The organism is Cupriavidus sp. SIMBA_020 (assembly GCF_046535395.1).
GTDB lineage: Bacteria > Pseudomonadota > Gammaproteobacteria > Burkholderiales > Burkholderiaceae > Cupriavidus > Cupriavidus campinensis.
The window spans coordinates 1-22,651 of the sequence record NZ_JAWRWU010000002.1 but is presented as its reverse complement, the minus strand read 5'-3'; the positions used below and the strand labels follow the sequence as shown (position 1 = coordinate 22,651).

At 66.2% G+C, this 22,651-nt stretch carries 19 protein-coding genes and 1 rRNA gene; 7 read left to right on the top strand and 13 right to left on the bottom strand.

Annotation, left to right across the window (positions count from 1 at the left end):
* Positions 1 to 6 precede the first annotated feature (6 nt).
* A complete protein-coding gene (mraZ, locus tag SB751_RS04245) occupies positions 7 to 435 on the bottom strand; it encodes a division/cell wall cluster transcriptional repressor MraZ (RefSeq protein ID WP_144201239.1) in 429 nt (142 codons plus the stop codon).
* A gap of 446 nt (positions 436 to 881) precedes the next feature.
* Positions 882 to 1,505 carry a 2-polyprenyl-3-methyl-6-methoxy-1,4-benzoquinone monooxygenase gene (coq7, locus tag SB751_RS04240; RefSeq protein ID WP_092298526.1) on the bottom strand — a complete coding sequence of 208 codons (624 nt, stop codon included), beginning with the start codon at positions 1,503 to 1,505 and terminating at the stop codon, positions 882 to 884.
* A gap of 400 nt (positions 1,506 to 1,905) precedes the next feature.
* Between coq7 and SB751_RS04235 the strand changes: the two genes are divergently transcribed.
* The 4 genes from SB751_RS04235 to SB751_RS04220 all read left to right on the top strand — a co-directional run bounded on the left by SB751_RS04235 (position 1,906) and on the right by SB751_RS04220 (position 5,374).
* Positions 1,906 to 3,090, top strand: coding sequence for a porin (locus SB751_RS04235; protein ID WP_144201237.1), 1,185 nt, complete (start codon positions 1,906 to 1,908; stop codon positions 3,088 to 3,090).
* Between the two features lie 171 nt (positions 3,091 to 3,261).
* A complete protein-coding gene (locus tag SB751_RS04230; RefSeq protein ID WP_144201235.1) occupies positions 3,262 to 4,269 on the top strand; it encodes a tripartite tricarboxylate transporter substrate binding protein in 1,008 nt (335 codons plus the stop codon).
* A gap of 106 nt (positions 4,270 to 4,375) precedes the next feature.
* Entirely contained in the window at positions 4,376 to 4,888 is a 513-nt protein-coding gene (locus SB751_RS04225; protein ID WP_144201233.1) for a MarR family winged helix-turn-helix transcriptional regulator, read from the top strand.
* Positions 4,889 to 4,894: 6 nt separating this feature from the next.
* Positions 4,895 to 5,374 carry a hypothetical protein gene (locus SB751_RS04220; protein ID WP_144201231.1) on the top strand — a complete coding sequence of 160 codons (480 nt, stop codon included), beginning with the start codon at positions 4,895 to 4,897 and terminating at the stop codon, positions 5,372 to 5,374.
* A gap of 48 nt (positions 5,375 to 5,422) precedes the next feature.
* Here SB751_RS04220 and SB751_RS04215 read toward each other — a convergent pair whose 3' ends face one another.
* The 4 genes from SB751_RS04215 to SB751_RS04200 all read right to left on the bottom strand — a co-directional run bounded on the left by SB751_RS04215 (position 5,423) and on the right by SB751_RS04200 (position 11,315).
* The gene (locus SB751_RS04215; protein ID WP_144201229.1) at positions 5,423 to 7,105 is read right to left on the bottom strand and encodes a long-chain fatty acid--CoA ligase; all 1,683 of its coding nucleotides are present in this window, start codon (positions 7,103 to 7,105) and stop codon (positions 5,423 to 5,425) included.
* Between the two features lie 198 nt (positions 7,106 to 7,303).
* Positions 7,304 to 7,969 (bottom strand): TetR/AcrR family transcriptional regulator, encoded by a 666-nt coding sequence (locus tag SB751_RS04210; protein WP_313819049.1) that lies wholly within the window; start codon positions 7,967 to 7,969, stop codon positions 7,304 to 7,306.
* 80 nt (positions 7,970 to 8,049) lie between these two features.
* Positions 8,050 to 9,210: an aminopeptidase gene (locus SB751_RS04205; protein WP_144201225.1), complete on the bottom strand. Its 1,161-nt coding sequence runs from the start codon at positions 9,208 to 9,210 to the stop codon at positions 8,050 to 8,052.
* On the bottom strand, positions 9,207 to 11,315 hold the full coding sequence (locus SB751_RS04200) for a molybdopterin-dependent oxidoreductase (RefSeq protein WP_144201223.1): 2,109 nt from the start codon (positions 11,313 to 11,315) through the stop codon (positions 9,207 to 9,209). The genes SB751_RS04205 and SB751_RS04200 overlap by 4 nt, the downstream gene beginning before the upstream one ends.
* 301 nt (positions 11,316 to 11,616) lie before the next feature.
* Between SB751_RS04200 and SB751_RS04195 the strand changes: the two genes are divergently transcribed.
* Complete coding sequence (locus SB751_RS04195; RefSeq protein ID WP_144201221.1) at positions 11,617 to 12,804, top strand: ABC transporter substrate-binding protein; 1,188 nt, start codon at positions 11,617 to 11,619, stop codon at positions 12,802 to 12,804.
* Positions 12,805 to 12,848: 44 nt separating this feature from the next.
* Here SB751_RS04195 and SB751_RS04190 read toward each other — a convergent pair whose 3' ends face one another.
* From SB751_RS04190 to SB751_RS04170, 5 genes are all read right to left on the bottom strand, one after another.
* A complete protein-coding gene (locus SB751_RS04190) occupies positions 12,849 to 13,913 on the bottom strand; it encodes an ABC transporter ATP-binding protein (RefSeq protein ID WP_144201219.1) in 1,065 nt (354 codons plus the stop codon).
* On the bottom strand, positions 13,910 to 14,908 hold the full coding sequence (locus tag SB751_RS04185) for an ABC transporter ATP-binding protein (protein ID WP_144201217.1): 999 nt from the start codon (positions 14,906 to 14,908) through the stop codon (positions 13,910 to 13,912). Before SB751_RS04185 ends, SB751_RS04190 begins: the two co-directional genes overlap by 4 nt.
* 16 nt (positions 14,909 to 14,924) lie before the next feature.
* Positions 14,925 to 15,863, bottom strand: a complete 939-nt coding sequence (locus SB751_RS04180) for an ABC transporter permease (protein WP_144201215.1) — start codon at positions 15,861 to 15,863, stop codon at positions 14,925 to 14,927.
* Between the two features lie 3 nt (positions 15,864 to 15,866).
* Positions 15,867 to 16,844 carry an ABC transporter permease gene (locus tag SB751_RS04175; protein WP_144201213.1) on the bottom strand — a complete coding sequence of 326 codons (978 nt, stop codon included), beginning with the start codon at positions 16,842 to 16,844 and terminating at the stop codon, positions 15,867 to 15,869.
* A 102-nt stretch (positions 16,845 to 16,946) separates the two neighbouring features.
* A complete protein-coding gene (locus tag SB751_RS04170) occupies positions 16,947 to 18,566 on the bottom strand; it encodes an ABC transporter substrate-binding protein (protein WP_377731957.1) in 1,620 nt (539 codons plus the stop codon).
* Positions 18,567 to 18,888: 322 nt separating this feature from the next.
* Between SB751_RS04170 and SB751_RS04165 the strand changes: the two genes are divergently transcribed.
* Positions 18,889 to 20,082 (top strand): M20 aminoacylase family protein, encoded by a 1,194-nt coding sequence (locus SB751_RS04165; protein ID WP_144201211.1) that lies wholly within the window; start codon positions 18,889 to 18,891, stop codon positions 20,080 to 20,082.
* A 42-nt stretch (positions 20,083 to 20,124) separates the two neighbouring features.
* Positions 20,125 to 21,183, top strand: coding sequence for a DUF2891 domain-containing protein (locus SB751_RS04160; protein ID WP_144201209.1), 1,059 nt, complete (start codon positions 20,125 to 20,127; stop codon positions 21,181 to 21,183).
* Between the two features lie 7 nt (positions 21,184 to 21,190).
* Here the strand turns inward: SB751_RS04160 and SB751_RS04155 are convergent, their stop codons facing one another.
* Both SB751_RS04155 and rrf read right to left on the bottom strand, forming a co-directional pair.
* Entirely contained in the window at positions 21,191 to 22,132 is a 942-nt protein-coding gene (locus SB751_RS04155) for a DUF3047 domain-containing protein (RefSeq protein WP_409558933.1), read from the bottom strand.
* A 219-nt stretch (positions 22,133 to 22,351) separates the two neighbouring features.
* Positions 22,352 to 22,465, bottom strand: a 5S ribosomal RNA gene (gene rrf, locus SB751_RS04150).
* Between the last annotated feature and the right edge of the window lie 186 nt (positions 22,466 to 22,651).

Here is a 22,651-nt window from a genome sequence, read left to right as displayed (position 1 = left end):
ACCTCTTCAGAAAGAGAAATTCTTCAATGCGTCCGGCATGCCTTGTGCCATCGCCTGCTGTTCCTTGGCGGCGTAGGTGGCGGCGTCCCAGACTTCGAAATGGCTGCCCATACCGAGCAGCATGACTTCCTTGTCGAGCATGGCGGCACTGCGCAGTTCCGGTGCAATCAGCACACGGCCCGCGCCATCCATTTCCACGTCGGCGGCGTTGCCCAGGAAGATCCGCTTCCACCAGTGCGCATCCATCGGCAGTGCCGCGATACGGCTACGGAAGGTCTCCCACTCGGGGCGGGGAAAGAGCAACAGGCATCCATCCGGGTGCTTGGTCAGCGTCACCCGGCCTTCGGCCTGCTGTTGCAGCGCTTCGCGGTGCCTGGCCGGAATTGACATCCGACCCTTGGCATCGAGCGACAGCGCCGATGCTCCCTGAAACAAGCTATGCCCCCCGATTGCCGACGGCTTACGCGCCGTGCGGCAGGTCGAACCACCCTGTCCGGTCTGTTCGAATCATCGCAGACGCGGGCCGGTTGATCACACAAAAATACACTTCCTCACACTATTTCCCACTTTAGAGGAAGCGGTATAGCGGGTCAAGGCTCGCCATCGGGCGAAAAACGGGGTTTTTTGAATCAGAACAAAGACTTAGCGCGTTGACTTCACGCACCACGAAAGTGAATCCTTAATGAAATGAAGATCTTAGGGAGCAAAGCAGAGAAACCACCTGAGAACTGCCGAGGGAGGGACTGCCGACAACGCTGGGCGAATTCCGTTCCGCGCTGTCGCGAAGGATACAACGTTTTGCCGCGAGCCCCGATTGCACAAGGGCTCACGGGACTTTTCCACAGGCCGGGCGGGCAGCCGATCAGGTCGGCCGCCGGGATTCAGATGCGATAGGCGGTAGTGGTCATCACGCGCGAGGCGGCACGCATCAGCGCGCGTACCGGGGCGGGCAGCGGCAGGCCGCCGGCATCGCGCGCGGCGTCGCCGTGGCGGATCTCGTCGTCGCGCATCTGTTCGAGGATGGCGCGGCTGCGGCCATCGGCGGGCGGCAGTTGGTCGAGGTGGCCGGTCAGGTGATGCTCGACCTGGCGCTCGGTCTCGGCGACGAAGCCCAGGCTCACGCGGTCACCGGCGCGACCGGCCAGGAAGCCGATGGCGAACGCGCCCGCGTACCAGACCGGGTTCAGCAGGCTCGGACGCGAGCCGAGTTCGCGCAGGCGCTCGGCGCACCAGGCGAGGTGGTCTTCCTCCTCGCGCGCGGCGGCATCCATCTGCGCCCGCACCGGCGCGGTGCGCGCCGTGATCTTCTGCGCCTGGTACAGGGCCTGGGCGCAGACCTCGCCGACATGGTTGATACGCATCAGCCCGGCCACATGCCGGCGCGCATCCGCGCTCAGTTCGTCCGTCTCCGGCGCGAGGCGGTCAGCCGGGTTCGGCCGGCCGGCCCGGGTCGCGCCCGCGATGGCGCGCAGCGCCACGTCGAATTCTCGGATCAGCGTATCCATGTCTGCGATGTCGTGTCGATTTCGGTCAATCAGTGATGCGTCAAGCTTCAAGCACCCGTTTGAGCGGCATTTCATGCCCCCGATCCGATCCCCCACCAATGGGGGAGACCGGGGCCGGCAGCGCCTCGGGATTTCCCCGCATTGTACCCGGCACCCGTCCGCACGCCCCCGGCGGCAAGCCGCGAGCAGCCCGCAACGCTACGCCGGGACTGGTTTTCCGTACCCAGAAACCCTGAGTTGTGAAAACAAGACAAGACGTTTACCTCAGGGTCAACAAAATGCGCGCTTTTGCTAGAGTGACCGACAGCTTCCATGGAAGTTAAGCGCAGAAGAGTGGAGAGAGGGCTCAGGAGGTTCTTCGGCGCTTCATCTAATAATTCTTAAGTGGAGATAACCCAGCATGAAAAAGTCGCTAATCGCGCTTGCCGCGATGGGCGCGTTTGCCAGCGCGGCAAACGCCCAGACGAGCGTGACGCTGTACGGCGTCGTGGACGTGCCGATCGAATATAACAACCACCTGGCACCGGGCTTCAACACCAATCCGGCGACGTGGGGCCCGAATGGCCGCCCGCCTTCGCTGGCCGGTGGCGGCAGCCGCGTCGGCCTGCAGACCGGCGGCGGCCTGTCCGGCTCGCGTTGGGGCCTGCGCGGCACCGAAGACCTGGGTGGCGGCCTGAAGGCGCTGTTCGTGCTGGAATCCGGTTTTGGCCTCGACGATGGCCGCTCGCAGCAAGGCGGCCGCCTGTTCGGTCGTCAGGCTTACGTGGGCATGCAGAGCGACAAGCTCGGCCGCCTGACCTTCGGTCGCCAGTACACGACGATGTTCGATATGTTCGCGAACTTCTCGCCGACCGGCTACGCCACGCTCTACGAACCGGTGGTGGCCCAGCTGGGTACCAACTTCCGTTCGGACAACACGGTCAAGTACACCGCCGTGTTCGGCCCGGTCACGGCCGAGGCGCACTGGAGCTTCGGCACCGGCGTGGCCGCCATCGGCCCCGTGCCGCTGGCCAACGCGGGGGCTGGCGAAGCCGCCGGCAACTTCAACAACAACGCGGGCGGCGGCGCCGGCCTGCTGTACCTGTCCGGCCCATTCGGCCTGACGGTGGCCTACGACGAATGGCGTCCCGCCACCACGATCGGCTCGGCGGGCAAGTCGCGCAAGATCGGCACGGCCGGCAGCTACACGTTCGGCCCGTTCAAGGCGATGCTGGGCTACCGCTACGGCCTGATCGAGGACAACGGCGGCAACACGCTCCAGCGCGACAACTACTACTGGGCCGGCCTGAACTACCAGGTCACCGCCCCGCTGGGCCTGACGCTGGCGTACTTCTATGACGACCTGAAGACGCTGCGCGCCTCCAACGCCTTCGTCGCCGACAACCCGGCCAACCCGTGGCAGGTCAGCTTCATCGCCGACTACAACTTCTCGAAGCGCACCGACGTCTACCTGACGGCCGGCTACGCCAAGAACTCGGGCCTGAACTTCGACACCTCGGCCGTGAGCTTCGCCAACGGCTACTTCATGCAACAGGGCAAGAACAGCCAGATCGGCGTGGCACTCGGTGTCCGCCACAAGTTCTGACCTGAGGCAGTTTGGGGAGGAAAGGCGCCTGCGGGCGCCTTTTTTCGTTTCCGTGGCATGGCGTGGCATGACCGGTAAGGGCTTCACCTCATCCGCGAAGTGGTGCTGGCAAGACTAGAATGGCCCCGAGACCGGAAGACCAGACAGCCGGCCGCCAACAGGAGACCCCTCATGCACCACCCCCGCCGGCGCGCCCTTGCGCTGCTGCTGTCCGCCGCCCTGGCTTCCCTCGCCCTGCCCGCGTCCACCGCGTTTGCCGCCGATCCGTACCCGAACAAGCCGATCCGCCTCGTGGTGCCCTTCCCGGCCGGCGGCACCACCGACATCCTCGCGCGGGCCGTGGCCGCCGAACTGTCCAAGCTGCCAGGCTGGAACGTGGTGGTCGACAACAAACCCGGCGCGGGCGGCAATATCGGCACGGACATCGTCGCCAAATCCGCCCCGGACGGCTACACCCTGCTGATGGGCACCGTCGGCACGCACGGCATCAACCAGTCGCTCTACGCCAAGCTGCCGTTCGATCCGATCAAGGATTTCGTGCCGATCACCGAGGTGGCGTCGGTGCCGAACGTGCTGGTGGTGAACCCGGCCTTCGCGCAGCAGAACAAGATCAACAGCGTGAATGACCTGATCGCCTACGCGCGCGCCAATCCGGGCAAGCTGAACATGGCCTCGAGCGGCAACGGCACGTCCATCCACCTGGCCGGCGAGCTGTTCAAGACCCAGACCAAGACCTTCATGGTCCACTTCCCGTACCGTGGCAGCGGCCCGGCGCTCACCGACCTGTCCGGCGGCACCATGCAGTTGATGTTCGACAACCTGCCCTCGTCGATGCAACTGATCAAGAGCGGCAAGCTCAAGGCACTGGCCGTGACCAGCGCCAAGCCGTCGCCGGCCCTGCCCGACCTGCCGACCGTGGCGGCGGCCGCCAAGCTGCCGAACTTCGAGGCCAGCTCGTGGTTCGGCCTGCTGGCGCCGGCTGGCACGCCAGGCGACATCGTCCACCGCATCCAGCAGGAAGTGGCCAAGAGCCTGGCCACGCCGGCCGTGCGGGAGCGCATGCTGGCCCAGGGCGCCGATCCGGTCGGCAACACGCCCGAGCAGTTCGCCGCGTTCATCCGGGCCGAAACGACCAAATGGGCGAAGGTGGTGAAGGACTCGGGCGCCAAGGTCGATTAAGGACGTCAACTGAGGGCGCCAACTAAGGGCGCCGATCCCCGGGGCATTGCACCAGCCCAGCGCATATACTTGAGGCATCAAACGTTTTGCCTGTCCTGGTATCGCAATGCCCACTTCGCCCACAGCCCACGCGGCGCCCCCGAGTGCCGACCTTGCGCCGGTAGATCTCGAGACCCGCGTCGGCGAGACCAGCCACGAGGCCTTGCGCCTCTGGCTGCGCCTGCTGACCTGCACCAACCTCGTGGAGGGCGACATCCGCTCGCGGCTGCGCCAGGAGTTCGCGGTCACGCTGCCGCGCTTCGACCTGATGTCCCAGCTCGACCGCCACCCCGAGGGCCTCAAGATGGGCGAGTTGTCCCGCCGGATGATGGTGACCGGCGGCAACGTCACCGGCATCACCGACCAGCTCCAGCAGGAGGGCCTGGTCACGCGCGAGGCGCTGCCCACGGACCGCCGCGCCTACCTGATCCGCCTGACCCCTGCCGGCCGCGAAGCGTTCTCGCGCATGGCCCGCGCGCACGAGGCCTGGGTGGAACAACTGTTTTCCGGACTGGCCGAGACGGACCGCCGCGCGCTGTTCCGCCTGCTGGGCCGGCTCAAGACCAGCCTTACCGGCTGAGATGCCATGAAAACCCTGTTCCGCCCGATCCTGACCCTTGCCACGGCCGCCGTGGCGGCAGCCTTGTCCGGCTGCGCCCCGACGTCACCAGCCGCCCCGCAGGTGGCGCCGCAGGTGACGCCCATAAACGCCACGATCAAGCTGGGCCGCGTGATCGAGAGGACGTACCTGACCCGTGTGGAGGTGCCCGATGGGGGCGGCTACCCCGGCTATGGCGTGGGCGTGGGAGCCGCCGGTGTCGGCGGCGGAGGCGGGCACGGCGGCGGCGCCGTGGGACTGGGATTTTCGATCGACCTGACGCAGCTGTTCAACCGCCGGCCGCCGCAGCAGATCGACCTGTTCCTGTACAAGGTGCAGGCCGCGGACGGCACTGTGGTGAACGTCAACGCGCCGGCGCTGGCCGGCCTGGAGCCGGGCGCCTGCGCCCGCGTGATCTATCCGGACGGCGCGCCCCAGCCGCTGATCGCGCCCTCGAACGAGTGCTGAGGGCGCCCGGCTGATGGAAGCGGATGACGCAGCGGCTTATGCAGCGGATTACGCCGCCTTGCGGCTGTCGCGCAGTTCGCGACGCAGGATCTTGCCGACGTTGGTCTTGGGCAGCTCGGTGCGGAACTCGACGTACTTCGGCCGCTTGTAGCCGGTGAGCCGTTCCTTGCAGAACGCGATGACATCGGCCTCGGACAGCGCCGGGTCCTTCTTCACCACGAACAGCTTCACCACCTCGCCCGAATGCTGGTCCGGCACCCCGACAGCAGCCACTTCCAGCACGCCCGGGCACTCCGCGACCACGCCTTCGACCTCGTTCGGATACACATTGAAGCCCGACACCAGGATCATGTCCTTCTTGCGATCGACGATCTTGGTGTAGCCGCGCTCGTCCATGATGCCGATGTCGCCGGTCTTGAAGAAGCCGTCCGGCGTCATGACCTTGGCCGTCTCGTCCGGGCGATTCCAGTAGCCGGCCATCACCTGCGGGCCACGCAGGCAGATCTCGCCCGGCTGGCCGAGCGGCAGTTCGTTGCCGTCGTCGTCGCGGATCGACACCTCGGTGGAAGGCAGCGGCAGGCCGATGGTGCCCGAGAAGATGTCCGTGTCCGTGGGGTTGCAGGTGGCCGACGGCGAGGTCTCGGACAGCCCGTAGCCCTCGATGACCGGGCAGCCGGTCTTGGCCAGCCAGTTCTTGGCCACCGCCTCCTGCACCGCCATGCCGCCACCGTTAGCCACGCGCAGGCCCGAGAAATCGACCTTGCCGATGTCCGGATGGTTCAGCAGCGCGTTGTAGAGCGTGTTCACTGCCGGGAACATGTTGAACTTGTACTTCTGGAGTTCCTTGACGAAGCCCGGGATGTCGCGCGGGTTCGGAATCAGGATGCTCAGCCCGCCGCTGCGCATGCCCAGCAGGCAGCAGACCGTCAGCGCGAAGATGTGATACAGCGGCAGCGCGGTGATCGTGATGACCTGGTCGATCGGTGCGCCCTTGGCCAGCGCCGGCTGCATCCAGGCTTCGGATTGCAACACGTTCGACACAATGTTCCGGTGCAGCAGCGTGGCGCCCTTCGAGATCCCCGTGGTGCCGCCCGTGTATTGCAGGAAGGCGATGTCGTCCGGGCCGGTGTCCACCGGCTTCAGCGTCATGTTGGCGCCCTCGGCCAGCACGTCGTTGAAGCGCACGCAGTGCGGCAGCTCCCACGCCGGCACCATCTTCTTGACGTTGCGCACGACGAAATTGACCACGGCGCCCTTCACGGTGCCGAGCATGTCGCCCATGCTGGCCACCACCACGTGCTTCACCGGCGTGGCCGGCAGCACGGCCTGGAGCGTGGCGGCAAAGTTCTCGAGGATGACGATGGCCTCGGCGCCGCTGTCCTTCAACTGGTGTTCCAGTTCACGCGGCGTGTAGAGCGGGTTGACGTTGACCACCACGTAGCCGGCGCGCAGCACGGCGGCCAGCACCACCGGGTACTGGAGCACGTTCGGCATCATGATGGCCACGCGCGCGCCGGGGCGCAGGCCGCGCGACTGGAGCCAGGCCGCGAAGTGCCTGGACAGCTGGTCCAGCTCGCCATAGGTAATGGCGCGGTCCATGCAGATGAAGGCGCGGCGGTCGGCGTAGGTACGGAACGATTCCTCGAGCAACTGGGCCAGCGAACGGAACTGACTGGCGTCGATCTCTGCCGGTACGCCCGCCGGATAATGTTTCAGCCACAGCTTTTCCATACCGTCTCCTGAATTTCTGAATGATCGTTCGATTTTTTGGGAATGCTAAACGTGCACGCCCCGCCAGACAACACGTTAGACGAAGTCCTCCACCCACCGGAATCGTGAAATCGTGAATTATGCGCCACTCGGCGCGAGCCGCGAGGGAATACCCCTAGCGCCCTGTCACCCAGCGACGCTGCTGGCTTCGGCTCGCCCTCAGCTCGGCAGCACCAGCTTCATCATGTTTGACGCCAGCTCCTGGGCGAGGGTTTCCTCGTCCATGCGCCCGGGCTCGTGCCAGGTGTACATGAAGCCGATCACGCCGCCCATGGAATGCGCGGTCACGCGGGCATCCCCGAACGCGAACACGCCGGTTGCGCGCCCTTCCTCGAGCAGGCCGTAGAGGTCGCGGTAGAAATCGCGCGCCATGGTGTTGAGCCACGCCACGGTGTCCGGCTTCAGGTACTGGTTGTCGCGGAAACTCAGCGCCGCCGCCACGTGGCAGCGCACGCAGCGCCGCGCCATCTCCAGCAGGCAGCCGTGCAGGCGCTCGCGCACGGGCAGTGCCGGGTCGGCTGTCTCGCGGATCACCGGCAGGCAGGTCTGGGCCGACTCGCGGCACAGGATGTCGAAGATCTCGTACTTGTCAGCGAAGTAGTAATAGACCGCCGGCTTGGTCACCCCGAGCGCCCGGCACAGGTCGTTCATGGTCATGCCGGGGTAGCCCTTGGTGTAGAAGAGCTGGGCGGCGGCATCCAGGATCTGGCGGCGGCGCGCTTCCTGGCGCTCGGCAACGTGCGAGCGCGCCGGACCGTCGTCGGCCAGCGTGGCGGCTTCATCGGCGCGCGGCACGGCGCCGGTTTTCCTGGAGGGGGGTGGCATAGGGCAATTTTCTCATGCGGCGCGCGCTCCACCATCGGGAAACACGCGGCTTGACGGATTGGGCGGGAAGGCGGCGGGTTCTACCGCCCGGTATCGCCCTTGTCTGGGGATTGTGCCGACAGGGGCTTGGGCGGCGGAGGCTGCGGCGGCGGCGTGACCTCGGTGGCCGGGGGCGCCAGCCGGCGCAGCGCGGCGTCGCGCTCGGCCGGCGGGAGGTCGCCCAGGCGGCGCGCCTCGGCGTAGAACCGGGTCCAGTCGCCGCCCGACCTGGCCAGCAGCGCCGTGAAGGCGGGCACCCATTGCTGGTAGGTGGCCACGGCGGCCAGGTGGGCGTTGGTCAGCGGCTGGTCGAACCAGCGGTCGTAGCCGCTGTAGTTGCCCCACGCGGCGCGCTTCTGCGCGTAGTCTTCGCGCAGTTCGGAGAAGATCCGTGCCTTGCCCTGGCGCTTGGCCTCCTCGTCCAGCGGGGCGCGGTACAGCGCCACGAGCTTGTCGCGCGTGTGCAGCAGCATGGCGCGGAAGTCGCGGCGGCGGCTGTCGTAGATCTGGTAGCTGGCGCGGGCGTCCGCCGAGGCGGCCTGCGCCAGCCATTGCTCCACCCCGGCCGTCTCCACGGCGGTGGCGAACGACTCGTTGAACGCGGTGTCGTTGCGCACGTAGACCACCTGATGGGCCAGTTCGTGGAAGATCAGCCGGGCCAGTTCGCCCTCGGGCTGGTAGACGAAGGTGTTGAGTAGCGGATCGTCGAAATAACCGAGCGTCGAATAGGCCGGGATGCCGGCCACGTAGGTCTCGAAGCCCTCCCGGCGCAGATCCTTCGCGTAGTGCTCGGCGTCCTGGGGATCGTAATAACCGCGATACGAGATGCAGCCGACGATCGGGAAGCACCACTTGCGCAGCTCCATCGACAATTCCGGCGTGGCGAACACGCTCCACACCACATAGGGCCGATGCAGGTTGGCGTAGCGGCGATAACTGCCGTTGTCCGGCAGCTTCAGCTCGCGCGAGGCGTAGTCGCGCATCTGCCGTGCCAGCGTGAGCCGCTGGGCCAGCCGGGTGTCGTTGGCGTTGCGGGCGGCGTCGATGGCGTCGTCGAGCGACTCGGCGCGGGCCATCACGCCCAGATGGCCGCCGACCGACTGATAGTAATAGCCGAGCGTGTCGCAGCCGGCCGCCAGCGCCGCGACGGCCAGCACCACCAGGGTGCCTGCCACGCGCCAGCGGGCCGGCCAGCGCGTCATGACGCCACGGCCTCCTCGGCCGGCGCGGGCGCCACCTCGACCAGGCAGTCGTAGAACACCGGCGCGCGGCCCAGGTCGGTCAGGCGCTGGCTGGTCAGTTCGTTGGCGTTCTTGCCATCGGAGGCCAGCTTCTTCCACCAGATCGACAAACCCACCACCAGGCCCTGCCGTGCGCGGTCCGTCACGCGGGCACGGGCGAGCATGCTGCCGCGGTCGTTGAAGGCGCGGACCATGGTGCCGTGGACGATGCCGCGCGCGGCGGCGTCCAGCGGATGGATGTCCAGGTGGGGCTCCCCCTCCGTGGCGCGCAGGCTGTCCACGTTCACGAACGAGCTATTGAGGAAATTGCGAGCCGGCGGCGAGATCATCGCCAGCGGATAGCGGGCGGCCAGCTCGGGCGCCGAAGCCGGCGCCTCGTAAGGCGGGACATAGGCCGGCACCGGATCGAGGCCGTCGCGGGCCATCGCCTCGGAGTAAAACTCGCATTTGCCCGATGCCGTGGGGAAGCCGCCCTCGGCGAACGGCGCGGCCGGCAGGTTCAGCTTCTGCCAGCCCTGCTCGCGCAGCGAATCCCAGCTGATGCCCTCGGCCCGCTTGTCCTGGCGCAGGATGGCCTGCGCGGCGATGGCCTCGTCGCTGTCGGCAAAACACGGCTCGGTAAAGCCCATGCGCGCGGCCAGCCGACGGAAGATCTCGGTGTTCGGCAGCGCCTGGCCCATCGGCGCCACGGCCTGGTTGTTGGCCAGGAAGTAGGTGTGGCCATAGGCCTTGTGGACGTCCACATGCTCGAGCTGGGTCGTGGCCGGCAGCACGATATCGGCGTAGTCCGCCGTATCGGTGCGGAAGTGCTCGAGCACCACGGTAAACAGATCCTCGCGCGCGAAGCCGGCCGCCACCTTGGCCGACTCCGGCGCCACGGCCACCGGGTTGCTGTTGTAAACCACCACGGCTTCGATCTTCGGGCCCTGGTCGCCGGTACCGTCGTCGAGCAGCGCATCGCCGATCGTGCTCATGTTCACGGTGCGCGGCACCTGCGGCCAGTTCGGCAGCAGGTCCGGCCGCTGGAGCGCGGCGTTGTCGATCGGGAAGAAACCCGAGGTCGACAGCTGCAAGCCGCCCGCCGGGTGGCGCCAGGCGCCGACCAGCGACGGCAGGCTCGCCACCGCGCGCACGGCCTGGCCGCCGCCGTGGGCGCGCTGCATGCCGTAGTTCAGGCGGATGGCCACCGGCTGGCGCTCACGCACCGCCAGCTGGCCGTAGAGGCCGGCGATCCATTCGATGTCATCCACCGGCACGCCGCAGATCTCGGCGGCGCGGGCCGGCGGGAATTCCATCGCCCGCTCGCGCAGCGCGGCGAAGCCGATCGTGTGCCGTTCGATGTAGTCGTGGTCGAGCAGGTCGTCGCGGATCAGCACGTGCATGATCGCCAGCGCCAGCGCGCCGTCGGTGCCGGGCATCGGCGCGATGTGGCGATGGCACTTCTCGGCCGTCAGCGAGCGGTACGGGTCGATGGCGACCAGCGTCGCGCCGCGGCGCTTGGCTTCCTGGGCGCGGGTCCAGAAATGGAGGTTCGAGGCGATCGGGTTGCCGCCCCAGATGATGACCAGCTTGGCATCGGCCACATATTCCATGTCCATGCCCACGCTGGCGCCATAGGTATAGCGCAGCGCCGTGGCGCCCGCGCTGGCACAGATCGTCCGGTCCAGCAGCGAGGCCCCGAGCTTGTGGAAGAAGCGCGCGGCCATGCTTTCGCCCTGCACCAGCCCCATGGTGCCGGCGTAGCTGTAGGGGATGATGGCCTGTGGGTCGCGCGCGGCGATGGCGCCGAGGCGGCGGGCCACCTCGTCGAGCGCCTCGTCCCAGGAAATCGGCGCGAACTTGCCCTCCCCCTTCTTGCCGACGCGGCGCAGCGGCGTCAGCAGCCGGTCAGGGTGATAGGTGCGTTCCGTATAGCGGGACACCTTGGTGCACAGCACGCCCTGGGTGGCCGGGTGGTCGGGGTCACCGGCCACCTTGATGGCGCGGCCGTCCTCGACGGTGACGAGCAGCGCACAGGTGTCGGGGCAATCGTGGGGGCAGGCGGCGCGGACGATACGGGTGGCCATGGTGGTGTCGGACGTGGGGCGGCGGGTGGCCTGGGGGCGGATGGATTCTGGCGGCGGAACGGGCCTGGCGGCCGTCATGTCTGCGGGCATGACTGTGGCGCAAGCGCCTCGCCGGAAGGTCCCGAACCGGGAGAAATTGTTTGGCTCCGATTGTATTCGATTATGATGTTCCGGCGCTGCCGGGCAAACCCGCCCGACCGTCCGGCCACCGTGCCGGGACCCCCTCACAGGCAACAGACCGGGCGGGGGCCGCGGGGTACAGAAGCACAAGAACACTTTGGATTTTTTGACGGGGATTCACATGGTTTTGCATTCTGGGGTCACGCGCCGGCGCTTTGCCGGCCTGCTGGCGGCATGCGCCGTCGTTGCATCCGGCGCGGCAAGCGCGGCCAACACCACGGCCGCCGAGACCGGCGTCACGGCCGACACCATCCTGCTCGGCCAGTCCGCCGCGCTGACCGGCTCCACGGCGGTGCTCGGCAAGCAGATGAACTCGGGCGCGCGGCTGTATTTCGACTACATCAACCAGCAAGGCGGCGTGTTCGGCCGCAAGATCGAACTCAAGGCGCTGGACGATGCCTACGAGCCGGACGATGCCATCAAGAACACCAAAAAGCTGATCGAGGAAGACCGCGTCTTCGCGCTGTTCGGCTACGTGGGCACGCCGACCAGCCAGGCCGCCGTGCCGCTGGCCAACCAGGCGCGCGTGCCGTTCTTCGCCCCGTTCACGGGTGCGCAGTCGCTGCGCGACCCGCGCAGCCGCTACGTCTTCCACGTGCGCGCCGGCTACGACGAGGAAACCGCCGCCATCGTGCGCCAGATCCGCACCACGGGCCTGAAGCGCGTGGCCGTGGTCTACAACGACGACGCCTACGGCAAGGCCGGCATCGCCGGGGTGGAGCAGGCGATCAAGTCGCTCCCGGCCGACAGCGGCGTGAAACTGGTCGCCCAGGAGTCGGTGATCCGCAACACGGTGGAGATCGGCGACGCGATGCAGGGCGCCATGAAGGCCAGCCCGGACGCCATCGTACTGATCAGCGCCTACCGCACCGTGGGCGCGTTCGTGAAGGAAGCGCTGCGGCGCGGCTACAGCGGCCAGTTCTACAACGTGTCCTTCGTCGGCACCCAGGCGCTGGCCAAGGAAGTGGGCCCGCAGGGCAGCGGCGTGATCATCTCGCAGGTGATGCCGCACCCCGGCAACGCCACGCTGCCGGTGGTGCGCGAGTACCTGCGCCTGCTGCAGGCGTCCGGCAAGCAGAACGAGTTCGACTACGCCAGTATCGAGGGCTTCATCGCCGCCAAGGCGTTCGTGGAAGGGCTGCGCCGCACCGGGCGCGATGTCACGCGCGAGAAGTTCATCACCGCCGTGGAAAGCATGCGCAATGTGGATCTGGGCGGCTTCATCGTCCAGTACTCGCCCGACAACCACGTGGGATCGAAATTCGTCGAAATGACGATCATCAATTCGCGCGGCGTGGTGATTCGCTAGTTTTCCTCCCCTCTCCCGCAGGCGGGAGAGGGGAGACTCCCATTTCAAGCCATATCGTTCAGATGGCACGCCGAGAAGCGTAGCGGCGCAATCTCCTTCAGCATCGGCTGTTCCTCCCGGCAACGCGGCATCGCGTGCGGGCAGCGCGGGTGGAAGTGGCAGCCCAACGGCGGGTTCAGCGGCGACGGGATCTCGCCCCGGATCGCCACATAGGTCTTCTTGCCCACCTCCAGCTTGGGCGCCTCGGCCAGCAGCGCCTGCGTGTACGGGTGGTTCGGCGCCGCGAACACGTCTTCGGTGGGGGCCGACTCCACCACCCTCCCCAGATACATGATGACCACGCGGTCGCTGATGTGCTTGACCACGCCCAGGTCATGGCTGATGAACAGGTAGGTCAGGTTCAGCTCTTCCCGCAGGCGCATGAACAGGTTCAGGACCTGGGCCTGGATCGAGACATCGAGCGCCGCCACCGATTCGTCGCAGACCAGGAATTCCGGCTTGACCGCCAGCGCCCGGGCGATGCCGATGCGCGCCCGCTGCCCGCCCGAGAACTGATGCGGAAAGCGGCGCAGCACGGTGGGGTCCATGCCCACGCGCACGAGCATGTCTTCCACGTAGGTCTTCTGGGCGCCCTTCTCGACCATGCCGTGCACCACGGGGGCCTCGCCGACAATATCGAGCACGCGCAGCCGGGGGTTCAGGGACGCATACGGGTCCTGGAAAATCATCTGGATGGCGAGCTGCTTCTCGCGGCGCTTGTCCGGCGGCAGGCGGTCCAGATCCACGCCGCGCCAGAATCGCTCCCCCTCGGTCAGCGAATGGAGCCCCACCGCCATGCGGCCCAGCGTGGACTTGCCGCAGCCGGACTCGCCCACCAGCCCGACCACCTCGCCCGCGCGGATCGCCAGGTCCACGCGATCCACCGCATGCACCACCTCCACGCGCTGCTTTGCGCCGAAGAGATTGGCGATCTTGGCCGCCACGTCGAGCGTCTTGACGAAGCGCTTGGACACCGCGCGCAGCTCCAGCAGCGGCGCGGGGGGCGTGGCGGGCTCAGCCTGCGTGGCGTTGGCAGCACTCGCCGGGGTATCGATCACGGACTGGCTCATGCGGCCTCCTGCTGGGCAAGTACCGGGTGGAAGCAGCGCAGCTCCCGGCCGTCTGGCGAGGTGCCGAGCGGCGGTTCGGTCTTGCAGATGTCGGTCGCGTAGGGGCAGCGCTCGCGGAACGAGCATCCGGCCGGCAGGTTCAGCAACGACGGCGTCATGCCCGGAATCTGCCGCAGCGGCGTGCCGCGCGGGTTGCGTGACGGCGCCGAACCGATCAGCCCGTGCGTGTACGGGTGCTCGGGATGCTCCAGCACCTGGCGCACATCGCCCGATTCCACGATCTTGCCGGCGTACATCACGCAGACCTTGTCCGCGAGACCGGCCACCACGGACAGGTCGTGCGTGATCCAGATCAGCGCGGTGCCCGATTCGCGGCACAGCGTCTGCATCTCATAGAGGATCTGGCCCTGGATGGTCACGTCCAGCGCCGTGGTCGGCTCGTCGGCAATGATCAGGTCCGGCTTGTTGAGCAGCGCGATGGCAATGGCCACGCGCTGGCGCATGCCGCCCGAGAACTGGTGCGGGTAGGCGGTCAGGCGCTCGTCCGGCGAGGGAATGCCGACGCGGGCCAGCGCATTGCGCGCCCGCTCGCGGGCGACCGGCTTGCTGACGTTGTCGTGCGCGCGCACGGCCTCGATCATCTGCGTGTCAATGCGCAGGACCGGGTTCAGCGTCATCATCGGGTCCTGGAAAATCATCGCGATGCGGTTGCCGCGCACGTCGCGCTGCTGGGCGGGGGTGAGCGCGCGGAGGTCGCGCGTCACACCGTCGCGGCTGGTCAGCGCGATCCGGCCGTCGACGACTTTGCCGGGCGCATCGATCAGGCCCATGATCGAGTAGCCGGTCATCGACTTGCCCGAGCCGGACTCCCCGACCAGGCCCATGATCTCGCCGCGGTTGACCGAGAACGACACGTCGTCCACGGCCTTGGCCACGCCGGCGCGCGTGAAGAACTGCGTTTTCAGGTGTTCGACCACCAGGGTGGGTTGGCTCATGCTCGCTCCTGGGGGGTCATTGCGTTTGCAGGCGCGGGTTCAGCACGTCGCGCAACTGGTCAGCCACGAGGTTCATCGACACGATGGTCACCACCAGCGCGATGCCCGGGAAGAAGCTGATCCAGTACTTGCCGGACAGCATGTATTGCTGGCCGTTCGAGATCAGCGAGCCCAGCGACGGCTCCGTGACCGGCACGCCAAGCCCGAGGAAGGACAGCGTGGCCTCCAGCGTGATGGCCGACGCCACCTGCAGCGCGGCGATCACGATCAGCGGCGGCAGGCAGTTCGGCAGCAGGTGGCGGAACATGATGCGCCCCGGCGGCAGGCCCAGGCAGGTGGCGGCCTCGATGTACTCCTTGCGCCGCTCCACCAGCGCCGCGCTGCGGGTGGTGCGCGCGTAGTAGGCCCATTGCACCGCCACCAGCGCGATGACGATGTTGCCGAGGCCCGGCCGCAGGAAGGCCAGCAGGATCAGCGCCAGCAGGATCGGCGGAAACGACAGCTGGAGATCGGCCACGCGCATGATTAACGCCTCGGTGCGGCCGCCGAGGAAGCCGGCCAGCAAGCCGAGCGTGGCGCCCAGCAGCAGCGCGATCACCGTGCTGAGCACGCCCACGCCGATGCTGATGCGCAGGCCGTACATTACGGCGGAGAGGATGTCGCGCCCCTGCTCGTCCGAACCCAGCAGGAACGTCATGCCGCTGCCGGCCTGCTCGCCCGGGGCCATGCGCGCGTCGAGCACGTCCAGCGTGGCCAGGTCGTACGGGTTCTGGGGCGCCAGCCATGGCGCGAAGATCGCAATCAGGATGATGAGGCCGAGCGTCACCAGCCCCACCACGGCCAGCTTGCTCTCCAGGAACTGCCGGGCGAAGCGGCGGAACGGCGTCTGCTCCCTCGCCGGCACGGCCGGGCTGGCCGTTTCCTTGGTTTGGGTCGGTACAGTGCTCGCGCTCATGGCTCAGCCCTTGTTGTCAGCAATGCGCACGCGCGGATCGAGCATGCTGTAGACGATGTCCACCACGAGGTTGATCAGGATGAACAGCGTCACAATCACCATCAGGTAGGCCACGATCACCGGGCGGTCCAGCAGCTGGATCGAGTCGATGATGAGCTTGCCCATGCCGGGCCAGGCGAAAATCGACTCGGTCACGATGGCGAACGCGATGATCGAGCCGAACTGGAGCGCAATCACGGTTACGATCGGGATCAGAATATTCTTAAGAACGTGCACCCCGACGATGCGGGAGTTGGACAAGCCCTTGGCCCGCGCGAACTTCACGTAGTCCTGCAGCATGGCCTCCTGCGTGCCGGCGCGCGTAAGCCGGATCACCATGGCGATGTTCAGCAGCGACAGCGTGACCGCCGGCAGGATCAGGTGGCGGATGCCATCCACGGTCAGGAAGCTGAGCGGAATACCCAGCACCCGCACGGTCTCGCCCCGGCCATTCGACGGCAGCCAGCCCAACTGCACCGCGAACACCATGATCAGCATCAGGCCGACCCAGAACGTGGGTAGCGAGAAGCCCAGGATCGATATCGTCATGATCGACTTTCCAGCCACGCCGGTGGGCCGGAGCCCGGCCCAGAGACCTAGCGGAATGCCGAGAACGATGGCCAGCAGGATGGCCGTAATGGCCAGTTCCATGGTCGCCGGCATGCGTTCGAAGATCAGCTTCAGCGCCGGCGTGCCATGCGCGAACGACGTGCCGAGGTTGCCGTGCAAGGCGTTCTGCAGAAAGATCCAGTACTGTTCCCAGAGCGGCTTGTCGAGCCCGAGCGCGGCGATGGTGCGCTTGATGTCCTCCTGGTCCGCCTGCGGACTGATGAGGATATCGACCGGGTTGCCGATCGCAAAAACGCCAAGAAAGACGAGCAGCGACATGACGAGGAGCACAACCACGCTCTGCATCAGGCGCCGGATGATGAAGACCAGCATGTTGGAGACACTATCCTTTCGCCGGCAACGGTCCCCAGGTCAGGGACCGTTGCGCGACGGCATCCGCTGCTAGCTTAGTGCAGCCGATTGACCCCAGCCGACTTATTGCGGCTTGAAGTTGTGCGCATAAGTGCGCTCGTCGGTACGCGGCACGTAGGTGATGCCCTTCTGCGTGGCCCACGTGGTCACTTGCTGGTGGATCGGGATGATGCCGCCGTCGTTGATGGCAATGGCGGTAGCCTCCTGCAGCAGCTTGGACCGCTCGGTGTCATCCACCGTGGCCAACGCCTTCTCCAGGATGACGTCCATTTTCGGATTGCAGTACTCGCCCCAGTTGGTCGTGCCGAAGCCCTTCTTCGAGTCCTCGCAGGCAAGCAGCGCACGCAGCGGCGAGCTGACTTCACCGGTCTGGGCGCCCCAGCCCAGCAGGCCGAACGACCACTCGTGCTTGATGCCCTTCGACGAATAAGTGGCCATCGGCATGCCTTCCACCTTGGTGGCAATGCCAATCCGCGTCAGGTTCTGGGCGATGGTCTGGGCAATCTTCTCATCGTTGACGTAACGGTTGTTCGGCGTGTGCAGCGTGACGCCAAAGCCGTTCGGGTAGCCCGCCTCCGCGAGCAGCTTCTTGGCGCCCTCGGGATCGTATTTCACCGTCTTCAGGGCCGGGTTGTAGCCAAACAGCGTCGGCGGCACAAGGTTGTTGGTCGGCTCGGACAGCCCTTCCATCAGCCGGTCCTTGATGCCCTGCCGGTTGATGGCCATGCTGATGGCGTTCCGCACGCGCGCATCCTTGAGCGGATTCTTATCCATCGGCTGGCCGTCCTTGGTGGTGACATACGGCGACTTGTCGCGCTTGGCATCGAAATACAGGTAGATCACGCGGTGCGAGATCTTGCTGAAGAACGACAGCTTCGGGTCCTGGCGCACCTTGGGCAGGTCCGGGGTGGGCACGTTCTCGATGGCCTGGACGTCCCCGGACAGCAGCGCGGCGAGGCGCGTGGCCGGGTTCGGGATGAAGCGCAGCGTGACCTTGTCCCAGGCCGGCTTCGGCCCCCAGTAGTCCGGGTTCTTGACCAGTTCGACCCGGTCGTCGCGGGCGTAGCTCACGAACTTGAACGGGCCGGTGCCGACCATGCCCTTGCCCTGCGCGAAGTCGTCGGACGTCAGGCCCTGCGTGGCCTTCTTCTGCACCATGAAGATCGACGTCAGGTCGTTCAGCATCAACGGATACGGCTGGTTGGTGGTCAGCTGGATCGTGTACTTGTCGATCACCTTCTTGTTGATGATCGCCTTGGTATAGACGTCGAACTTGCCCGGGCTGTTCAGGATCGTGGCGGGGCGGTCGAGCGACCAGACCACGTCCTCGGTGGTCAGTTCGGTGCCGTCGTGCCACTTCACGCCCTTGCGGATCTTGAATTCCCACGTGAGGTTGTTCACGAGCTTCCAGGACTCGGCCAGGCCCGGAATGATGCGGCTGTCCGGGTCGAGCTTCACCAGCGAGTCGAACACGTGTTCGGACACGTTGATGTTCGAGAACAGGTTATAGAAATGCGGATCCATCGAGGTCGGCGGCGAACTCATGGCGATCTTCAGGTCGGCCGCCTGGGCGGGCGCGGCCAGGCCAAGGCCGAGGGCGCCCGCCAGCAGCACGGCGGCGGCGGCGTTGCCGACCGTCTTGCCCATGGCGATCTTGACCTTGTTGACAGTGCGAAGGGACATCGCGCGTTTCTCCCTGTGGGAAGTCTGAAATGACAATAAGGAGCAGTCGTCGCCGGCGCAATAAGAAATCGCCGCATTTTGGTGCGGTCCATTCTGCATCGCGGACCCGGGCGCGACCGGCCAGGCACTTCAAGCATGAACTGTTCCAGCAGTGGAACGCCTGCGCCATGCGGGGAAACCCACCCGGCGGGGGGTGCGGGGTGACAGGAGATGCCGTGCTGCACTGCGCCAAGTCGGGGCGCCAAGTAGCGCCGAGGGGCGTCTTTGGCGCTTTGCGGGCGGACAGGTATGATCGGGGTATCCCACTGCCCGGTACGGCACCATGAAGCTCATCCCAGAAATCCTCCAGGCGCAAGCCGAAATCCGCACCCTCCGCCGCGACATCCACGCCCATCCCGAACTCTGCTTCGAAGAACAGCGCACCGCCAATCTGGTCGCAAAAAGCTTGGAATCGTGGGGCATCGAGGTCCATCGCGGGCTTGGCACGACGGGGCTCGTCGGCGTGATCCGCAACGGCAGCAGCGGCCGCTCGATCGGCCTGCGCGCCGACATGGACGCGCTGCCGCTGCAGGAAGCCAATACCTTCGGCCATCGCTCGCAACACGACGGCAAGATGCACGCCTGCGGCCATGACGGCCACACGGCGATGCTGCTGGGCGCGGCGCGTTACCTGGCCGAGCACCGCAATTTCGACGGCACCGTGAACCTGATCTTCCAGCCGGCCGAGGAAGGCGGCGGCGGCGCGCGCGAGATGATCAAGGATGGCCTGTTCAAGCGTTTTCCGTGCGACGCCGTGTTTGGCATGCACAACTGGCCGGGCATGCCGGTGGGCTCGTTCGGCACCACGGCCGGCCCGCTGATGGCATCGAGCAATGAATTCCGCATCGTCGTGAAGGGCAAGGGCGCGCACGCAGCCATGCCGCACAACGGTTTCGACCCGGTCTTCGCGGGCACGCAGATCGTCTCGGCCCTGCAGGGCATCATCACGCGCAACAAGCGGCCGATCGACACCGCTGTGATCTCGGTGACCCAGTTCCACGCCGGAGACGCCACCAACATCGTGCCGGACCAGGCATGGATCGGCGGCACGGTGCGGACTTTCACGGTGCCGGTGCTCGACCTGATCGAGCGGCGCATGGAAGAGGTGTCGCGCGCGGTGGCGTCTGCGTTCGACTGCACCATCGAGTTCGAATTCCGCCGCAACTACCCGCCGACGATCAACAGCGCCGCCGAGGCGGAGTTCGCGGTTGGCGTGGCCAGCGAGGTGGTGGGCGCGGATCATGTGGACGGCAACATCGAGCCGACCATGGGCGCCGAGGACTTCTCGTTCATGCTCCAGGAAAAGCCCGGCTGCTACCTGTTCATCGGCAATGGCGAGGGCAAGCACCGCGAGGCCGGCCATGGCATGGGACCGTGCATGCTGCACAACCCCAGCTACGACTTCAACGACGAATTGCTGCCTGTGGGCTCGACGTTCTTCGTGAAACTCGTGGAGAAATGGCTCGCGGCCGCCTGAGGCTAGCAACTTTTCAGAATCCGCTCATAGGAAAGACCGGCGATGACGCATACGCTGTTGGACGACAACACGGCGGAAGGCTTCGCCCGGGTGGCGCTGGATAACATCGTCCGTCCCTATCCGTACAAGCTAGACCACCTGATGACACGCGCCGGCGATCTTGCCGAGCCGGCGGTGGCGCATCCGGTCTTCTATGGCAGCTACGACTGGCATTCGTCGGTGCACATGCATTGGCTGCTGGTGCGACTGCTGGCGACGCGCCCGGGCCTGCCGATCGCGCCGCAAATCCGGCAGACGCTCGACGCGCAACTGCGGCCCGAGGCGTTGGCGACGGAACTGGCTTACTTCGAACGTCCAGGTTCGCGGACGTTCGAGCGCCCATATGGCTGGGCGTGGGTGCTAAGGCTCCAGTCGGAACTGACGCTGCTGGGCGCCGGCGACCCACAGGCGGCGCGATGGGCCGCGGCTTGCGCGCCGCTGGCCGATCACCTTGCGCTGCGCCTCATCGATACCATCGAAATCGCCGATTTCCCGGTACGGACCGGCACCCATTTCAACAGCGCGTTCGCACTGGTGATGGCGTTGCATTTTGCGCGAAGCACGCAGCATCTGGCGCTGCGCAAGGCGATCGTCCGACGCGCACATCGCTGGTTCGGACACGACCAGCGGTATCCCGCCCGCTACGAACCGGGCGGCGACGAGTTCCTGTCGGGTGGATTGATCGAAGCGGTTCTGATGCAGCAGGTGACCGACGACGACTGCTCGTTCGGCGACTGGTGGGAGATATTCTCGCCGGGGCAGGCCGAGCTGGCGACCTGGCTGACGCCGGTGACGGTGGCGGATCGCACGGACCCGAAGATGTCGCACCTGGACGGCCTGAACCTGTCTCGTGCATGGTGTTGGCGGCTGCTGGGCCCCGCCCTGCCCCCGACGCTCCAGCCGCTGGCGGTGCGGGCGTGGTCCGATCACCTGGAAGCGTCGCTTCCGCAGGCGGTGGGCGGCCACTATGTTGCCACCCATTGGCTGGCGACGTTCGCCCTGCTCGCGCTCGAGGACACGGCGCCAAGCCAGGCCGCCGCATGTTCACTCGACCCGAACTAGTCCCGGGTCAATCGAGGACAATATCACCGTACCAGGACTCGGCGCGGCTCTTGGTATTGTCCGTATCAGTCATCAGCCCTACGGCGATAACCTTGCCAGGATCGGTCCCAAACGCCTTGCGGTAGTCGGCGCGCAGATCCCGCTCATGGCAACGCCAGCTGTTGGCATGGCGCGTGCCGGAATCGACCACGATCATGCGGACGCGATCGGTATGGGGGTTGTTCAACACGGCGCCCGCGGGACGCCGACCGCCCCAGATGTACATCAGCGTGGCATACGGCATCTCGCGGCCGGTGGTGATGCGGGCCATCTCGTACATAAGCTGGTCCCGCAGTGGCAGTTTGGCCATGTCGCCATCGAAGGCGACGAAGATGCGCAGCGGCGCGTCTTCGCGCTGGCCCATCGCGTTGTCGGCGCTACGGATGACGTCACGGGTCTTCCACATCCAGCGAAGCATGCCAGGGTCGCGCTGTGTCAGTGGCACGTAGAGTCCCGATGCGGAGCTTTCGGCCTGGGCATGCAGCACCAGGCGTTGATCCATTTCGGTCAGCGTATAGCGCGTGGGAGTCTTGTTGCGGTTGATGGTCCAGGGCTGCCAGCCCGCAGGAAGATTCGCGAGCGACGCGGATGCTGAGAATGGGGGAAGCTCAGGTAGTGCCACAGGCGCGGCAGTACTGCTTTCGCCCTCACCTTCGGGGTCGCCGCCGGCCTCAGCATCGGCATTCCGCTGCGTGGCCAGTACGGTCGCGATATTCGCCGCCTCCAGTGCATCGACGTGAACAGCAGACTTCATGCCGGCTTTCACCGCGAACGTCTTGCAATCCACTTCGGCCACTGGGACCATTTTCGTCGGATCGATGGGAGGATTCCCCCCGCTCGATGCACATCCCGCCAACAACAACACGCTTGCCATGCTGGCAAGCGCGGGCCATAACTTCGTGGCCGCCATGTAACCCCCCAAAACCCAATTTCTCGTCGCTGCATCGCGCCTAGACCCGGCGCTTGTAGGGAACATATCAGATCGAAATCCGCGCAGGAATACTCCGGTACCCTGAAAACAACAGCGATACAACGCGGAAATGACGAGGACTTCGCGGCGGCAACATCAATCTGGCGCCGCAAAAGCAAAACCCCCAGCCTTTTGGGGCTGGGGGTTTTGGGTATAAGAGCCTGGCGATGACCTACTTTCACACGGGTAGTCCGCACTATCATCGGCGCAAAGTCGTTTCACGGTCCTGTTCGGGATGGGAAGGGGTGGTTCCGACTCGCTATGGTCACCAGGCATGAGGGGTTGCCGAGCTGACTCGTGTCAGCACGGCGAATCTGGGAGTAGTAAAGATTGGTTGTGTTTGTACCATCGTGGCACAAGGCGGCGAACCGCTACACCAGGTAAGACACACTGGTTATAGGATCAAGCCTTACGGGCAATTAGTACTGGTTAGCTTAACGCATTACTGCGCTTCCACAC

What these genes read in the sequence shown, in the direction of transcription:
- coq7 (WP_092298526.1), bottom strand. Translation starts at nt 1,505, where the DNA reads ATGGATACGCTGATCCGAGAATTCGACGTGGCGCTGCGCGCCATCGCG.
- SB751_RS04235 (WP_144201237.1), top strand. Translation starts at nt 1,906, where the DNA reads ATGAAAAAGTCGCTAATCGCGCTTGCCGCGATGGGCGCGTTTGCCAGC.
- SB751_RS04230 (WP_144201235.1), top strand. Translation starts at nt 3,262, where the DNA reads ATGCACCACCCCCGCCGGCGCGCCCTTGCGCTGCTGCTGTCCGCCGCC.
- SB751_RS04225 (WP_144201233.1), top strand. Translation starts at nt 4,376, where the DNA reads ATGCCCACTTCGCCCACAGCCCACGCGGCGCCCCCGAGTGCCGACCTT.
- SB751_RS04220 (WP_144201231.1), top strand. Translation starts at nt 4,895, where the DNA reads ATGAAAACCCTGTTCCGCCCGATCCTGACCCTTGCCACGGCCGCCGTG.
- SB751_RS04215 (WP_144201229.1), bottom strand. Translation starts at nt 7,105, where the DNA reads ATGGAAAAGCTGTGGCTGAAACATTATCCGGCGGGCGTACCGGCAGAG.
- SB751_RS04210 (WP_313819049.1), bottom strand. Translation starts at nt 7,969, where the DNA reads ATGCCACCCCCCTCCAGGAAAACCGGCGCCGTGCCGCGCGCCGATGAA.
- SB751_RS04205 (WP_144201225.1), bottom strand. Translation starts at nt 9,210, where the DNA reads ATGACGCGCTGGCCGGCCCGCTGGCGCGTGGCAGGCACCCTGGTGGTG.
- SB751_RS04200 (WP_144201223.1), bottom strand. Translation starts at nt 11,315, where the DNA reads ATGGCCACCCGTATCGTCCGCGCCGCCTGCCCCCACGATTGCCCCGAC.
- SB751_RS04195 (WP_144201221.1), top strand. Translation starts at nt 11,617, where the DNA reads ATGGTTTTGCATTCTGGGGTCACGCGCCGGCGCTTTGCCGGCCTGCTG.
- SB751_RS04190 (WP_144201219.1), bottom strand. Translation starts at nt 13,913, where the DNA reads ATGAGCCAGTCCGTGATCGATACCCCGGCGAGTGCTGCCAACGCCACG.
- SB751_RS04185 (WP_144201217.1), bottom strand. Translation starts at nt 14,908, where the DNA reads ATGAGCCAACCCACCCTGGTGGTCGAACACCTGAAAACGCAGTTCTTC.
- SB751_RS04180 (WP_144201215.1), bottom strand. Translation starts at nt 15,863, where the DNA reads ATGAGCGCGAGCACTGTACCGACCCAAACCAAGGAAACGGCCAGCCCG.
- SB751_RS04175 (WP_144201213.1), bottom strand. Translation starts at nt 16,844, where the DNA reads ATGCTGGTCTTCATCATCCGGCGCCTGATGCAGAGCGTGGTTGTGCTC.
- SB751_RS04170 (WP_377731957.1), bottom strand. Translation starts at nt 18,566, where the DNA reads ATGTCCCTTCGCACTGTCAACAAGGTCAAGATCGCCATGGGCAAGACG.
- SB751_RS04165 (WP_144201211.1), top strand. Translation starts at nt 18,889, where the DNA reads ATGAAGCTCATCCCAGAAATCCTCCAGGCGCAAGCCGAAATCCGCACC.
- SB751_RS04160 (WP_144201209.1), top strand. Translation starts at nt 20,125, where the DNA reads ATGACGCATACGCTGTTGGACGACAACACGGCGGAAGGCTTCGCCCGG.
- SB751_RS04155 (WP_409558933.1), bottom strand. Translation starts at nt 22,132, where the DNA reads ATGGCGGCCACGAAGTTATGGCCCGCGCTTGCCAGCATGGCAAGCGTG.